Below are 14,853 nucleotides of genomic sequence, written 5' to 3'. Positions count from 1 at the left end.
AAAAGCCAGCCACTGAAGCCCACCATAAATGGCGCAAGATAAGCTGGGAAACCAAAGCCGTACAACAAAGCATCTGCCAACCAGGCTCCGACAATACCGCCCCGGTTCGCGATCAGATCATCAGTACCGGTAGTTGACCACCCCGGATCCGTCGGTTCGTAGGTTAATAAAGACAGAAGTAAATAAGCCGCCAGTGCCAGCGCCAGAATCAGTGCAGCTTCCCGAAGTCTGAATCCGACTGCGCCAGCGGTGGCATCCGGTTTATTTTTGTCGTTTGCCTTTGTCGCTTGTGCCAATGTGATAATTCCAATGAAGCCAATTGATTAAGCGCAAATTCTAACACAGGTTTTAACAGCTGATGCTTGTCCAAAAGCAAAGCAATGGGTACTCTAATCGATTCGTTTTTTATTCGATACTGGGAGACACTCTTATGGCGGACAGCAAACACTGCCGACTACTGATTTTAGGCTCTGGTCCGGCGGGCTATACGGCCGCGGTTTATGCTGCTCGTGCTGCTTTGGAACCTGTTTTAATTACTGGTATTGAACAAGGTGGTCAGTTAACCACCACCACCGATGTCGATAACTGGCCTGGTGATGCCGATGGTGTGCAAGGTCCGGAATTAATGCAGCGTATGCAAAAACATGCAGAACGTTTTGGTACCGACATTATCTTTGATCATATCCATACTGCGGATTTAACCCAGCGGCCGTTCAAATTAACCGGCGATGCCGGAGAGTACACAGCTGATGCCTTAATCATTGCTACCGGTGCATCAGCAAAATATCTGGGCATGGATTCTGAAGAAGCTTTTAAGGGGCGTGGGGTTTCAGCCTGTGCCACCTGCGATGGTTTCTTCTATAAGAATCAACCTGTTGCCGTCATCGGTGGCGGTAACACAGCCGTAGAAGAAGCATTATATTTATCTAATATCGCTTCCAAAGTTACCGTAATTCATCGCCGTGATAGCTTCCGTAGTGAGAAAATTCTCAGTAATCAGTTACTGAAAAAAGCCGAAACCGGAAATGTGGAAATTCTCTGGAATCATACTCTTGATGAAGTTCTGGGTGATGATGCTGGCGTTACAGGTATTCGTGTAAAGAGTACAGAAACGGATAATACTCAGGAAATTGCCGTTCAAGGTGTCTTTATCGCCATCGGCCATCAACCTAATACGTCGATGTTTAAAGGTCAGCTGGAAATGCAGCATGACTACATTATCCTCAAGAAAGGTACCCAAACCAGTATTCCTGGTGTATTTGCTGCGGGTGATGTGTCTGATCCGATTTACCGTCAGGCGATTACCTCAGCAGGAGCTGGTTGTATGGCAGCGCTGGATGCTGAACGTTTTCTGGAAAGTGAAAAATAAAAACTCATAAGGCAGGGCCTCCCTGCCTTATCTATCCTTAGGAGAAATACCAATGGCGCTTTATCAACATATTCTGATTGCAGCGGATTTTTCCAACCATACGGATATGGTGATTCACCGAGCTAAAGCATTAGCATCGGCTAACAATACACGTTTGAGTTTATGTCATATCGTAGAGGATTTTCCACTTACAGATTTTGCTTATGAGCCAATGATTAGTGTTGATGCTGATATGCGTGAGGCTTTACTCGATGCAGGCAAAAAACAACTAACCGCTTTAGGGCAAAAATTTGATATTGAACCAAACAATCAATGGATAGAATTTGGCAGTCCAGGTCGCGACATTGTGCGTATTGCCGAAGAAAACAATGTTGATTTGATCGTCGTGGGCTCTCACGGTCGTAAAGGCATTAAAATGCTACTGGGTTCCACCGCCAATGCTGTACTGCATCATGCTGGGTGTGACGTTTTAGCCGTCAGGTTAAAGGGCGAAAGTTAAACCAAAGATGACTTTACGCCTATCGGCTTTAGGACCTTTTCTTGCTGTGGCGTTTATCAATGCCATGGTGGATCTTGGCCACAAAATTATCGTGCAAAATACCATATTCAAAATTTATGATGATGCAGCGCAAGTCGGCCTGACAGCCGTTGTTAATGCGTTAATTTTATTACCCTTTATTTTATTGTTTACCCCGGCAGGTTATCTTTCAGATAGATTTGCCAAACCCGGTATTATGCGCTGGTCGGCTTTCTCTGCCGTCATCGTTACCTTGTTGATTACACTCTCCTATTATCAAGGCTGGTTCATTTTTGCCTTTGCTTTAACCTTTGTTTTAGCTGCACAAAGTGCGATCTACTCTCCCGCTAAATATGGCTATATCCGCGAGCTGGCCGGTAAAACTGAAATTGCCCCTGCCAATGGTTTTCTGCAAGCCACTACCATCGTGGCAATTTTAAGTGGGATATTTGTCTTTACCATCTTGTTTGAAAGCCTGTTAAGCGATCAGGTTTATCAAAACGAAGCCGATATTATTCGACTGATTGCCCCATTAGGCTGGTGTTTAGTGGGATTGTCATTATTAGAATTATGGCTTGCATGGCGTCTGCCAGTATTGCTTCCCAGCCAGAAAGAGCATCGTTTTAACTGGGCAGCATATACCCAAGGTAAACAACTAAAAACCAATGTAAAACTGGTGACTACCAAACCGATAATCTGGTTTTCGATATTGGGATTATCATTATTCTGGGCATTATCTCAAACCATGCTGGCAGTCTTTCCAGCTTTTGCCAAAATCGTGCTGAATGAAGACAATACGATCATCATTCAGGGTTTATTAGCCTGCTCGGGTCTGGGCATCATCAGCGGTTCTCTTCTGGCCGGAAAGCTTTGTCGTCAACAAATTCATTTCCCTGTCATTTTGGTGGGGGCCATTGGATTAATCGGCATGCTGTTTGTAATCCCCTACCTTAGTGCTGTCATTCCATTCGCTTTAGCAATAATTGGCTTTGGTTTTTTTGGTGGTTTGTTTATTATTCCACTCAATGCATTAATTCAAATGCATGCTGACATTACTCAATTAGGCAGTGTGCTGGCTGCGAATAATTGGGTGCAGAATCTGGCGATGATAAGTTTTTTAATCCTGACATATCTGGTGGCCAAAGCAGATACACCCAGTGCATTATTTTTACAATATTTACCTTATTTAGCTGTACTATTGATTATCCCAATTCTCATTAAATTAAAACGCAAATTTGTCTGATAAAAACTCACTAAGAAGGATATTTTGTGTCAACGCAATCATCATTCCCGCCCGTTTACACTGAACCTTTTCATCAGGCCTCTGAAAATCTGCGCCGGGCATTGCCCTTTATAAATCAACATCAGACCCCTATTAATCCGGTAAATTATGCCGTCTGGTACGAATATGTCTCAGGCACCAATCAGGCATTAAAACAAGCGATTGACCGTCGATTACAGCAGAAGCAAAAAATCACGGCGGAAATCACCCAGCAGCTTTATGAAAAATACGTATTAATGGGCATGCCGGAAAGGCTTGAAGCCACAAATAATGGCCTTAGACTGGTCGTCGACAACACGATGAACCAAATCAATAAGGTTGAACTGGCGGCTGATGACTTTTCAGAAGATTTAGCTGTTCAGCAAACCAAACTGGAACAATCCGAGGATATTTCAGCAATCAAGGGGGTGTTGTCAGAAATACTGGAAAATACTCGTCGACTTGGACAGTCCGGTAGCGAACTCAAGCAGGAACTGGCCGAAACCACACAGGAAATCCTGAAACTCAGATCAGAATTGGAAGCCGTAAAACAGGAAGCCAAAACCGATGGTTTAACAGGCTTGTTAAATCGCAGCAGCCTCAATAAAGAACTTGCCGAATTGTGCCATCATGGTAAAAACGTGTTCACATTAGCCCTGTTTGATCTCGATCACTTTAAACAGGTAAATGACAGATTTGGTCATTTACTGGGGGATCGCGTCTTACAATTTTTTGCCAGTCTGCTGAAAAAACAATGTGAGCATCAACCCAATATAGCAGCCCGTTTTGGTGGGGAAGAAATGGCGTTGATTTTTATTAACACTCCATCAAACGTTGCCGTGCAAATTGCAGATACTATCCGTCAGCAGCTGGCAGGGAGTAATCTGAAGAAAAAAGACAGTGAGGAAACCATCGGAACGGTAACGGTTTCAGTTGGACTGAGTCAGTATCAGCCAGGCGATACTTCATTGAATATTATTGAACGGGCCGATGTAGCTTTATATGAATCAAAAGCAGCTGGTCGAAATTGCATTACGTTACGTTAATCAGAACTTGTAAAACTCGCTATTGAGATACTCGACCACCTGTTTTTGCTGCTCAGGTGTCCAGTTAACGTCGGCGGCAATTGCACAATTAGCGACGCGCTTATTCAGACCTTCCAGGCTTTTAACTCCTCGTTTATCCCGTGTGTATAGGGAGTTAGCTTTTCCATCGGTCAGTGAAGCATGACATTGCATGCAATTGGCATCGTGCAATTGTTTTCCCTGTGCCAGCGTTGTCGCGCTGACACTGAGGAAAATCATAGCCACTAAATAACGCATCGCTCAGACAGCTGCCCGTGTTTGCAAGGCTGCAATACGTAATGAAGCTGGAGGATGCGAGTCATAGATCGCCGACACTAAAGGATCCGGTGTCAGTGTACTGGCATTTTCTTTATACAAAGCCACCAGCGCTGTTATCAAATCGTCGGCATTGGAAACCGAAGCCGCATAGGCATCTGCTTCAAACTCGTATTTGCGTGACATCGATGTCATCAATGGATGCAGAAAGAAGCTGAATACCGGAATCACCAGCATAAACAGAATCAGTGCAATCGCATTATTTTGGGTCTCTACACCCAGACCGGTGTAAAACCAGGTCTGTGTTGATGCCCAACCTAATAGTGCCAGTCCAACCAGACTCATCACGGCCATCATCAGCATATTCTTGACGACATGCTTGCGACGGAAATGACCTAATTCATGTGCCAGAACCGCTTCAATCTGATCTTCATTCAAGGTATTAAGCAACGTATCAAAAAATACGATGCGTTTGTTATTACCCAAGCCAGTGAAATAGGCATTGCCGTGTCCACTGCGGCGTGAACCATCCATCACATAAATTCCCTGACTCTTGAAACCACAGCGCTGTAATAAACTTTCGACCTTCTGTTTCAGGTTGGCATCATCCAGAGGGGTAAATTTATTAAATAGCGGTGCGATAAATGCCGGATAAGCCCACATCATCACCACAGCAAAAACCATCCAGGCTGCCCATAAATATAACCACCAAAATTCACCAGTGCTGTTCATCAACCACAAGGTCACCCAGGCAATCGGTGCACCGAGCACCAACATCAGCAAAATTTGCTTGCCAAAGTCACCTAGAAATAAGGCAGGTGTATTTCGGTTAAAGCCGAATTTCTCTTCCATTACAAAAGTGCGATACCAGGACAACGGTAATTCCAGCAGTGACCCAATCACCTGAAAACTCAGAATCAAAACCACCCCTGTTGTCATGGCTGACCAGCCAAAACCTTCCCAGGCACCGGACAACATTGCCAAACCACCGCCCAGGGTCCAGAGAATTAACACGACCGCCCCAAACAGACTCTCGCGGCGCATTTGAGCCCCTTTAGCGGCAGTGTAATCAGCTGCTTTCTGATGTGCGGCCAGACCAATCTGCTCACGAAATGCGGCAGGCACTTCATCGCGATTCGCCAGCACATGGCGACGTTGACGCAATGACAACCAGATCTCAATCCCCGTCATCAGGGCGAGGGCAATTAAAAATATCCAGCTAAATTCATTCATAATTTTTTAAACCAGTTAGAATCGTATAAGGTGTCGTGTACATTAGCCTTTGATACAATCAATGGCAACATAGTTCACCTAAATCTGTAGTAATAAAAAGACGGAGCCCATGGCCAAAAGCAAACATAACCTGATCTGGATTGACCTGGAAATGACCGGTCTCGATACCAATAACGACTATATTATCGAAATTGCCACAATTGTCACTGACAGCGACCTGAATATTTTGGCAGAAGGCCCAATCATTGCGATTCATCAATCGGACGCTATTCTGGCGGGTATGGATGAATGGAATACCAAACAGCATGGCGGCTCTGGTCTGGCTGAACGCGTTCGTAACAGCATTGTCACCGTCGAACAAGCCGAACAGGAAACCCTGGATTTTTTGAAAAAGCACGTCCCTGCAGGCATTTCTCCTATGTGTGGCAACAGTATTTGTCAGGATCGTCGCTTTATGGCGCGGTTGATGCCGGAACTGGAAGCCTATTTTCATTATCGTAATCTTGATGTCAGCAGCTTCAAGGAAATTGCGCGGCGCTGGGCACCCAAAGTCGAAAAATCTTTCAAGAAAAAATCATCACATCTGGCGATGGACGATATTAAAGATTCCATCCGCGAACTGCAGCACTATCGCGAGCATATGATTAAAGTGCCTGAGTAAAGTCACCATTTGTAGTAACTACAATTCACGGTAATTTCACGACAACCGCAGGATGATCATTACACTCAATTAAATTGTGATTGTAATGGCGCACCTTAAACCAAACTTACCGTCAAAGCAGTGCCTGATCTGCAACCGACCATTCAGTTGGCGAAAAAAATGGCGTGAGTGCTGGGAGCAGGTGCTTTACTGTTCAGAGCGGTGCCGTCGTCAGCGTAAGCAGGTCAATCGCATATGAAGCCCTTAGTGGGGTTCCCGGAAAAAATGGTATTACTCGATTGTGAGACCACGGGTGGTAATGCCATTCGTGATCGTCTCACCGAGATTGCTTTAATCGAAATCACCGATGGCGTTGAAACAGACCGGTGGCAGACATTGATTAATCCGGGTATCAGCATTCCCCCATGGATCAGCAAATTAACCGGCATTACCGATTCAATGGTGGCAAACCAACCTTCCTTTGTCGACATTGCTGAAGAATTGCAGCAACGTCTAGCCGACAAAGTATTTGTTGCCCATCATGTGCGCTTTGATTATGGTTTTATCCGCGAATCGTTTCGTCGCATTGGTATAAACTTTTCTGCCAAAACGCTATGTTCGGTCAAAATCAGTCGTTTGTTATACCCTGAGCACCGCCGTCATGGAATTGATGCGATTGTTGCCCGGCTGGGCCTGACCATTAATCAACGGCATCGGGCGATGGATGATGCCCAGGTCATTCTTGAGTTATTCCAGCAGACTCAACGCGATTTTGATGAATTCACTCTCCAGCAAGCCTGTAAACAATTATCACAACAAACCCGATTGCCCAGTCATCTGGATAGTGCTGAAATTAATAAACTGCCAGAACGCCCTGGGATTTATCAGTTTTTTGATGAGCAAGGCTCGCTGCTTTATATCGGCAAATCGGTCAATATCAAACAACGTGTGCTCAGTCATTTTGTACAGAATGGCAAACTACGCAACTCGGAAATGCAGCAACAACTACAGCATATCGATTTTATCGAAACGCCTTCCGATTTTGGTGCCCAGCTGCTGGAAAACCAATTAATCAAAAGCAAAACACCGCGCTACAACCGGCGTCAAACCAAAGCCAAGCGACTTTATCAAATCGCTTTAACCGTTGATGAGAAGGGATACCACCGCACCACAATTGAAATGGCTGACTTGCATCAGCCGCCGGATATCAGTCAACGTTATGGATTATTCCGTAGCCAAAAACAAGCGGAAAAAAAACTACTCGATCTGATTAATGAACATCAGCTGTGTCAAAAACTTTGCGGCATGGAAAAAACTAAAAACGGCTGTTTTGGTTATCAGTTAAAAAAATGTCTGGGTGGCTGCTGTGGCGAAGAACCGGCAATACGGTACAACCTGCGATTGCAAACTGCATTATCCGGTATTAAAAATCAAGCCTGGCCATGGTCAGGGCCCATTGTAATTACTGAACTGCCGGCAGATGGCGATTACGAGGCGGCGCATTTTCATCTGGTCGATCAATGGCTTTATCTTGGCACCATTAAAAATCATCATGATGCTTATGAAAAGCTGCAACAGCGATATGCTGAACCCCAATATTTTGATCTGGATGCCTACAAAATCCAGCTACGCTTTCTATTAAAACTTCGCCCTAAACAATTATTGATTGAGACATTACGTTTACCTGCACAGGAGGCTTCATGATCACTAAAAGTCATAGAATTTTAGGCTATGCCGGACTGCTGCCTTTCTTAGGATTGGCAGTTATGAGCTGGCTGGGCTATTTATATGCTATCGACTGGTTGTTGAGTTATGCGGCACTTATTTTCAGTTTTCTGGGTGGTCTAATCTGGTATGTCAGCAGCGTTGAAAAGCTTCCCCGTCATGTGCTGATAGTCAGCATCTCCACCATGTTATGGGCCTGGTGCTGGTTGTTATCTCCAACACATTACTGGTTATGGCTGGCTGCATTATCATTTATTGGCTTGCACTTATACGAACGGCAGCAACTCCATGAAATCTACTCTGCCGAGTTGATGCGTCTGCGTGCTCATCTATCTTATGGCGCTGCGTTTTTTTTGTGGCTGGCAGCAATGTCGACATTAAATGTCTAGGCTGCGTTATCTCAATCTGATCCTTGGTGATCAACTTGATGCAGAGAGTCAATTATTCGATAACTTTGATCCTCAGCATGATCGACTGTGGATGGCTGAAATGTCAGCTGAGTCCACAGAGTATTTATCAAGTAAACAGCGCACTGTTTTATTTTTATCGGCGATGCGGCACTTTTCTGAAAAACTCAAAACCGATAACTATCCGCTGATTTACTGGACTTTGAGTGACAAAAAATCCAGTTTCCCAGACGCTTTATCTGCCACGTTAAAACACGATTCATTTAAAAAAATCCGTTGCGTATTGCCTGGTGATGTCCGGGTTATGAATGAAATACAGCAGTGCGCCAATGATGTTGATATTGAGATTGAATGGCTGGCCGATCAGCATTTCATCAGTGAAAAAGGTGAATTCAAAGCCTGGCTTGCCGATCGCAAACAACCGCGAATGGAATTCTGGTATCGCCAACTGCGTAAAAGCCGACAAATCCTGATGGAAGATGACCAGCCGCTTGGCGGTCAATGGAATTTTGATAAGGACAACCGCAAAAGCTTTGGCAAAAAAGGTCCATCCAAATTGCCTGAGCCTTTATTGTTTGAAGCGAATGACATCACTAAACAAGTCATAACCGATGTTGAAAAATTTCTGCCGGATCTCTACGGCAATATTGAAACCTTTAACTGGCCGGTCAGCCGTGAACAATCTTTGGCAGCATTAAATGATTTTATCCAGCATCGACTGCCACATTTCGGCGATTATCAGGATGCGATGTGGACTGACGAACCCTGGCTTTATCACTCACGCTTATCGACCTGTCTGAATCTCAAACTACTCTCCCCCGCAGAGGTGATTGCAGCGGCTGAAAAAGCTTACACCGACAATAAAGCATCTTTAAATGCGGTAGAAGGTTTTATCCGGCAAATTCTCGGCTGGCGTGAATATGTGCGGGGGCTTTACTGGAGCTATCGTGATGACTGGTTGCAGATGAATGCTCTGAATGCCCGACGCAAGCTGCCAGCGTTATACTGGAATGCTGAAACCGAAATGACTTGCCTGCATCACAGTGTCAAACAGGTGCTGGATCATGGATACGGCCATCATATTCAACGACTGATGGTCACCGGTTTGTTTGCCTTGTTATGGGGTGTTAAACCCAAGGCTATTCATGAGTGGTATCTGGCGATGTATGTCGATGCCGTTGCCTGGGTGGAGATCCCGAATACATTGGGTATGAGTCAATACGCCGATGGCGGCATTGTCGGCTCCAAACCGTATATTGCCAGCGGCGCCTATATTAACCGCATGTCCAATTATTGCCAGTCCTGCCCATTTAATCCAAAACAGGCCAGTGGCGAAACCGCATGTCCATTTACCACGCTGTACTGGCATTTTGTAGACCGGCATCAGGAACTGTTGAGTAAAAACCCTCGTCTCGGTATGCAGGTCAAAAACTGGCACAACAAATCTCAAGATGAACAACAGGCCATCAGCCAGCATGCTGAATACCTGTTCAGAAATTTACCGTAAGGAAACTCCATGCAAGCAACGCAACTGGTCTGGTTACGCAATGATTTACGCCTCGATGATCATCCCGCATTGGCATTAGCAGCCGAACAAGGGCCAATCCAGGTAGTATTCTGCGCGACACCCGAACAATGGCAGCAACATGATGAATCCCCGGCAAGATTAGGGCTTCGCGCAGCGGTATTACAGGATATCGCTGATCGACTTGCCCAGCTTGGCATACCGTTTCATTTACTCGAAGTCGATTATTTTGCCGATGTACCTGCTGAAATACTCAAACTCTGTAAGCAACAAAACATCAGTGATATCTGGTTTCAGGCCGAAACACCGTTGGATGAGCAACGTCGCGATCAAGCTGTTAAAGATGTATTAAGCAAAGCCAATTTAAAGGTGCATCTGCTCGCCGAAGACCTATTGGTCGCCTTACCGGTAAAAACCCAGCAGGATGACCCTTTTAAAGTGTTCACGCCTTATTACCGTCGCTGGCTGCAAATCCTCGAAGATATTCAGCAAGCACCTTATGCAAAGCCAAAACCACAGGGTAAAGCCTTAAAACCAGAGCTATTGAAATGTGATTGGGCCGGAGAATTTCGTGATGATTTATGGCCCGGCAATGAACAAAAAGCGTTGGAACGGCTTTCGGCATTTTGTGAAATCAAACTGGATGATTATAAAAGTCAACGTGATTTTCCCAGCAAACCGGCCACCAGCACGCTGTCACCATATCTGGCCAACGGCCAGTTAGGTCCCAGAAGATTACTGGCGACCATTCAGTTTTATTGCAGTGAAGCCAATCGTGACTGGCGTCATGATGACTGGCTTCGTGAACTCGCCTGGCGGGATTTTTACAAACAATTATTGCTGTATTTTCCACGCATCAGCATGGGTAAAGCATTCAAACCAGAAACTGAAAAAGTTATCTGGCGCGATGATGAAGCCGGTTTCAAAGCCTGGTGCGAAGGCAAAACCGGCTTTCCGATTGTCGATGCCTCCATGCGTCAACTCAACCAAACAGGCTGGATGCATAATCGTCTCAGAATGATTACCGCCAGCTTTCTCAGCAAACTGCTGTTACTCGACTGGCGACGTGGGGAACAGTATTTTCTGCAGACATTAATTGATGGTGAATTCGCCGCCAATAACGGCGGCTGGCAATGGAGTGCATCAACTGGCGTCGATTCAGCGCCATACTTTCGGGTCTTTAACCCCACCCTGCAATCTGAACGTTACGATCCACAAGGATTATTTATCAAACGCTTTGTGCCGGAGTTAAAAGACGTACCAATCAAGCAACTGCATAATCCACCAGCAGATTTACGCGAACAATACGGTTACCCACAACCGGTTGTGGATTATAAACAGGCCAGAAAAGATGCCATCGCGGCGTTTAAGGATTTGCCGAAAGATTAGAAGATTATTGATATTCATCTTGTTCTGGACTAGAGACATTATACTTTTCGACAAATGTCTTAACAGTTACTGAGTGATAAATTTTCAAAATATCTAAGTTTCTAATTGCTGCCTGAATAAGCCATTTTGATTCATCTTCAACATTGAAATAAAGCTTGGCATTTTGATCAAAGATACTATCCATATGTTTTATGCTGTTCTTCGTGCTACCAAGAATTTTTTTAAGGTCTTTTCGACTTTGCTCTGGCCATCCAAGATGTTTAGAAGTGAATTTTTGAACCTCTGTGAGAGTGTCTACTGCTTGGGTAAATTGATCGGTTTTTCCAGCAACTCTGATTATTTTTCCGAGTAACTCTTCTGCTACAGCAGCTAAATTCATAGCTGCAAAATATCTATGATGAAGTTCGCGCTCTTCAATTGCAGCCTCTATGTATTCAAGAGCAATCTTAATCTTGGAGTATTCGATCATTACTGATTACAACAGAGACAATGATCACTCATAGTGGCTCCAAAGCCTGAGTACTTTAACCACAGCTTCGTTTTCCAGAACCTGATAGACAAGACGATGTTGAATATTAATCCTGCGTGAATAGGCTCCGGAAAGATCACCAACCAGCTTTTCAAATGGCGGTGGTTTTCGATAAGGATCTTCTGAAACTAACGTCAGCAGTTCCTGGGCTTTTGGTTTAAGCCCGCTTGAGGCTAATTTTTTTGCGTCTTTTTGTGCTTGCTTGGTGTAAACCAACTTCCATGTCACCACTCAAGCTCCTTATTACATTCTTCAACAGGCGTATCCATACCCTCACGAATCGACTCGCGCATCCCAGGAACAGACAATAAAAATAATGTCTCCTGAATAGCGGTCCAGTCTTCTTCCGAAATCAACACAGCCTTATTACGCTTGCCCATAATCACCACCGGCTGATGAGATTCGGCCGTTTCATCAATAAGCCGATAAAGATTACTTCGTGCTTCAGTGGCAGTTATTCCGCTCATGGTAAACCTCAACTAATTTTTAAAACTGTGGAAATTGTACGCCTTAATGTACGTTCGTCAATCCGTACGCTTTCTGCGATTTTTAAATTTAGAGAGGAAAAAGATATTAATCAACTTATTTTCCAGTGGATTTTTAGAAATCGCTTACTCGAGTGGATAACTCGGTTTTTGTTTACTTTGATCACATATCCAGTTAACCCAAAGTTTGTCATCGGTGCCTTCTTCAAGGGTCAAATAATTTCGGGCTCGGATATATTGATCGGAGCCAAACGGTTTCAACATGGAGATTTTGATGGTTTCGTCTTCATTGAGAAACTCATCTCGATCATTGGTGACGGCCATAATACCCAACCAGGCAATGCGACTTGGAGACGGATGCAATATGCCAGAGGAAACAACCTGATGAATTTTCAGTGGTCGATCGTGTTTGCGTGAATCATTAATCACCCCAAGGCATCCCAGATGCACATCACCAGACAGAATCACCGTTTTCTGATGCTGTGATTTAATGTTGTAGCGTTTTTCAGCATTTTGCAGCAAACGCATAATTAAACGAGCACGCTCTCCCTGATGCTCTTTGGAACGCCAGTGATCTTTCAAATCATCAGTCAGTTCTTCTTCCCAGGGGGTGACATCAAAACTGGCTTCGGTAAATGAAAAGTCACGATACACAACCGGTACAGCTGACATGACTAACAGGTCGCCATTGTTCACCTTATTATCAAGATAATCATTAACCATCTGCCACTGGCTGAAACTCATTACCTGTTCAAGCGTGCGCTCGGCTCGGTTGTCGAGTGCCAGGATATGATAGTCCCGGAATAAAAAAGCAAAAGCATAATGTTTTGCCTGATTATCCAGCAAACTGATATTTTTGCTGCTACGGATTTGGAATAATTCAAAATAGCGTTTAGCAATATCATAAACACCCTGATAGACATCGCATTGCTGCATTTCCTCTGGATAGCTGCCCCACCCATCAAATATATCGTGGTCATCCCACATCATCACCGTCGGTATTGATGCCATCATCAATGACATGGACGGGTTATCCCATCGTTGGCAATAGAGTTTTTCATAAAAACGATTGACCTGATCGCGCATTGTGGCGTTAAAGGTACGCGACGTTTTTTCTACTTTAGTGAGTTGTAACCATTTCTCTAATTCCGGGACAGCCGACCATATTTCATCCGCATAGAGTTGATCACCGCCCATCATTAGTATGGAAAAGGGTTGTTGATAATGCTTGCGCTGCATGTCCTCCCATAAGGCGTATGGGTTTTCGGTTTTGGTGAGAATATCTGCACTGGAAAAACCATTACAGGAGGTATAAGCAAATATCGGCTTTTCATCTAAACCTGGCACATAAAACGTCCAGCGGTCACGACCATGCTTGTCATTGGCTTTGTTGTTATTCAGATTAATAGTGTAGCTGACAAACTTACCTGAACTGTTTGCTGGTATTTCTGCTTCAACTCGCCAGAAGTAGCCTTTTGGTGTTGTCTGAATTTGCGTTGCCTGAACAGAAATGTCATCCATGATCACCGTAGCGGAGCTCACCGTTTTATCGGTCAAAAAACACACTGTGTAATCAGTGTCCGACTCGACACCGAGTAAGGGTCCGATCATTAATGAAGAAGACATTTTTTCCCTCCCTAGATTTTGCTTTATCAGGACCTTCGCGCCCTGTTCTATTTATTTAAGAAAACAAAACTACTTTCTGTTTTCTCCGTTCTGTCTTTCCATAATGCATGGTGCATTGAAACGTTGAAAAAATAATATTTCACATTATTAAATGACTAGCAATTTAATGAGTTCGATCCGCAGATTACATAGATGGACGCAGATTTTTTGGATTAACCATCAAGGCACGGAGGGCATAAATATGAATAAATAATGTAGGTTGGTTTAGCGCAGTGTAACCCGACAAAGCAAACGTGATTTTTGGGCTTCGTGCCTCAGCGCTAACCTAAGAAGTTTTTACATTATCAATATTGGTGTTTAGGAGGCATGGTTAAATCACACCATTGCCTCTAAATTAATCTGCGTACATCTGCGTAATCTGCGGATAAATATCCATATAAACCTCTGTGCGCTTCGTGCCTCTGTGGTTAATAATCTGAAAGGTCTCAGCCATTTAACACAATAATGCCCAAGGCGATGACGTAAACAGAGAGAATTAATGCACTTTCGAAACCAATTCGGCCAATGCCGTAAGTCTCGCGCCGCACCATGCCAAGCAACAGAATGGCAGTCATCAGGATACTGACCAAGCCCCATGTCATCTGGACGGGTGACATATCGTGATAGATGGAATTATGCGGATAGCCCACATCGGCTGCGGCTACTACGAGAATATTAAAACAGTTGGTACCGAAGATATTACTAACTGCCAGGGTCAGCGCGCCATAACGTATCGCGGCGATAGTGGTCACCAATTCGGGTGTGGAA

Annotated in this window: 17 protein-coding genes and 1 pseudogene; 10 read left to right on the top strand and 8 right to left on the bottom strand. The window is 44.4% G+C overall.

Annotated elements, in window-relative coordinates:
- On the bottom strand, window positions 1–296 hold a 296-nt coding region (locus tag B3182_RS11310; protein WP_292752781.1), incomplete at its 3' end, for a DNA translocase FtsK 4TM domain-containing protein.
- Between the two features lie 134 nt (window positions 297–430).
- On the opposite strand from B3182_RS11310, the gene trxB reads away from it, so the two are divergent.
- Genes trxB through B3182_RS11290 form a run of 4 tightly spaced genes read left to right on the top strand, consistent with a single transcriptional unit; the run spans window position 431 to window position 4,193 of the window.
- Window positions 431–1,369: a thioredoxin-disulfide reductase gene (trxB, locus tag B3182_RS11305; protein WP_292356572.1), complete on the top strand. Its 939-nt coding sequence runs from the start codon at window positions 431–433 to the stop codon at window positions 1,367–1,369.
- A 52-nt stretch (window positions 1,370–1,421) separates the two neighbouring features.
- The gene (locus tag B3182_RS11300; RefSeq protein WP_292356574.1) at window positions 1,422–1,868 is read left to right on the top strand and encodes a universal stress protein; all 447 of its coding nucleotides are present in this window, start codon (window positions 1,422–1,424) and stop codon (window positions 1,866–1,868) included.
- Between the two features lie 7 nt (window positions 1,869–1,875).
- On the top strand, window positions 1,876–3,129 hold the full coding sequence (locus tag B3182_RS11295) for an MFS transporter (protein WP_292356576.1): 1,254 nt from the start codon (window positions 1,876–1,878) through the stop codon (window positions 3,127–3,129).
- A 26-nt stretch (window positions 3,130–3,155) separates the two neighbouring features.
- Window positions 3,156–4,193 carry a GGDEF domain-containing protein gene (locus B3182_RS11290; RefSeq protein ID WP_292356578.1) on the top strand — a complete coding sequence of 346 codons (1,038 nt, stop codon included), beginning with the start codon at window positions 3,156–3,158 and terminating at the stop codon, window positions 4,191–4,193.
- Here B3182_RS11290 and B3182_RS11285 read toward each other — a convergent pair whose 3' ends face one another.
- Both B3182_RS11285 and B3182_RS11280 read right to left on the bottom strand, forming a co-directional pair.
- Entirely contained in the window at window positions 4,194–4,469 is a 276-nt protein-coding gene (locus tag B3182_RS11285) for a c-type cytochrome (RefSeq protein WP_292356580.1), read from the bottom strand. It abuts the gene before it with no gap.
- Between the two features lie 3 nt (window positions 4,470–4,472).
- On the bottom strand, window positions 4,473–5,720 hold the full coding sequence (locus tag B3182_RS11280) for a M48 family metallopeptidase (RefSeq protein WP_292752779.1): 1,248 nt from the start codon (window positions 5,718–5,720) through the stop codon (window positions 4,473–4,475).
- Between the two features lie 109 nt (window positions 5,721–5,829).
- Here B3182_RS11280 and orn point away from each other — a divergent pair, with 109 nt between their 5' ends.
- The 6 genes from orn to B3182_RS11250 all read left to right on the top strand — a co-directional run bounded on the left by orn (window position 5,830) and on the right by B3182_RS11250 (window position 11,406).
- Window positions 5,830–6,381, top strand: a complete 552-nt coding sequence (gene orn / locus B3182_RS11275) for an oligoribonuclease (RefSeq protein ID WP_292356583.1) — start codon at window positions 5,830–5,832, stop codon at window positions 6,379–6,381.
- 85 nt (window positions 6,382–6,466) lie between these two features.
- Window positions 6,467–6,619, top strand: coding sequence for a DUF2256 domain-containing protein (locus tag B3182_RS11270; RefSeq protein ID WP_292356585.1), 153 nt, complete (start codon window positions 6,467–6,469; stop codon window positions 6,617–6,619).
- Window positions 6,616–8,064: an exonuclease domain-containing protein gene (locus tag B3182_RS11265; protein WP_292356587.1), complete on the top strand. Its 1,449-nt coding sequence runs from the start codon at window positions 6,616–6,618 to the stop codon at window positions 8,062–8,064. The genes B3182_RS11270 and B3182_RS11265 overlap by 4 nt, the downstream gene beginning before the upstream one ends.
- Window positions 8,061–8,474 (top strand): DUF3429 domain-containing protein, encoded by a 414-nt coding sequence (locus B3182_RS11260; protein WP_292356589.1) that lies wholly within the window; start codon window positions 8,061–8,063, stop codon window positions 8,472–8,474. The genes B3182_RS11265 and B3182_RS11260 overlap by 4 nt, the downstream gene beginning before the upstream one ends.
- Window positions 8,467–9,999 carry a cryptochrome/photolyase family protein gene (locus tag B3182_RS11255; protein ID WP_292356591.1) on the top strand — a complete coding sequence of 511 codons (1,533 nt, stop codon included), beginning with the start codon at window positions 8,467–8,469 and terminating at the stop codon, window positions 9,997–9,999. The genes B3182_RS11260 and B3182_RS11255 overlap by 8 nt, the downstream gene beginning before the upstream one ends.
- Window positions 10,000–10,008: 9 nt before the next feature.
- Window positions 10,009–11,406, top strand: coding sequence for a cryptochrome/photolyase family protein (locus B3182_RS11250; RefSeq protein WP_292356593.1), 1,398 nt, complete (start codon window positions 10,009–10,011; stop codon window positions 11,404–11,406).
- 4 nt (window positions 11,407–11,410) lie between these two features.
- Here the strand turns inward: B3182_RS11250 and B3182_RS11245 are convergent, their stop codons facing one another.
- The 5 genes and pseudogenes from B3182_RS11245 to B3182_RS11225 all read right to left on the bottom strand — a co-directional run.
- A complete protein-coding gene (locus B3182_RS11245; protein ID WP_292356595.1) occupies window positions 11,411–11,875 on the bottom strand; it encodes a hypothetical protein in 465 nt (154 codons plus the stop codon).
- 24 nt (window positions 11,876–11,899) lie between these two features.
- Complete coding sequence (locus B3182_RS11240; RefSeq protein WP_292356597.1) at window positions 11,900–12,163, bottom strand: Txe/YoeB family addiction module toxin; 264 nt, start codon at window positions 12,161–12,163, stop codon at window positions 11,900–11,902.
- Complete coding sequence (locus B3182_RS11235) at window positions 12,160–12,402, bottom strand: type II toxin-antitoxin system Phd/YefM family antitoxin (RefSeq protein WP_292356599.1); 243 nt, start codon at window positions 12,400–12,402, stop codon at window positions 12,160–12,162. The genes B3182_RS11240 and B3182_RS11235 overlap by 4 nt, the downstream gene beginning before the upstream one ends.
- A gap of 144 nt (window positions 12,403–12,546) precedes the next feature.
- Window positions 12,547–14,046: an alkaline phosphatase D family protein gene (locus B3182_RS11230; protein WP_292356601.1), complete on the bottom strand. Its 1,500-nt coding sequence runs from the start codon at window positions 14,044–14,046 to the stop codon at window positions 12,547–12,549.
- 485 nt (window positions 14,047–14,531) lie between these two features.
- Window positions 14,532–14,853, bottom strand: a pseudogene (locus B3182_RS11225) (sodium:calcium antiporter); the annotation flags it as partial.

The organism is Methylophaga sp. UBA4204 (assembly GCF_002379485.1).
GTDB lineage: Bacteria > Pseudomonadota > Gammaproteobacteria > Nitrosococcales > Methylophagaceae > Methylophaga.
This window is presented reverse-complemented; position numbering and strand designations above follow the sequence as displayed.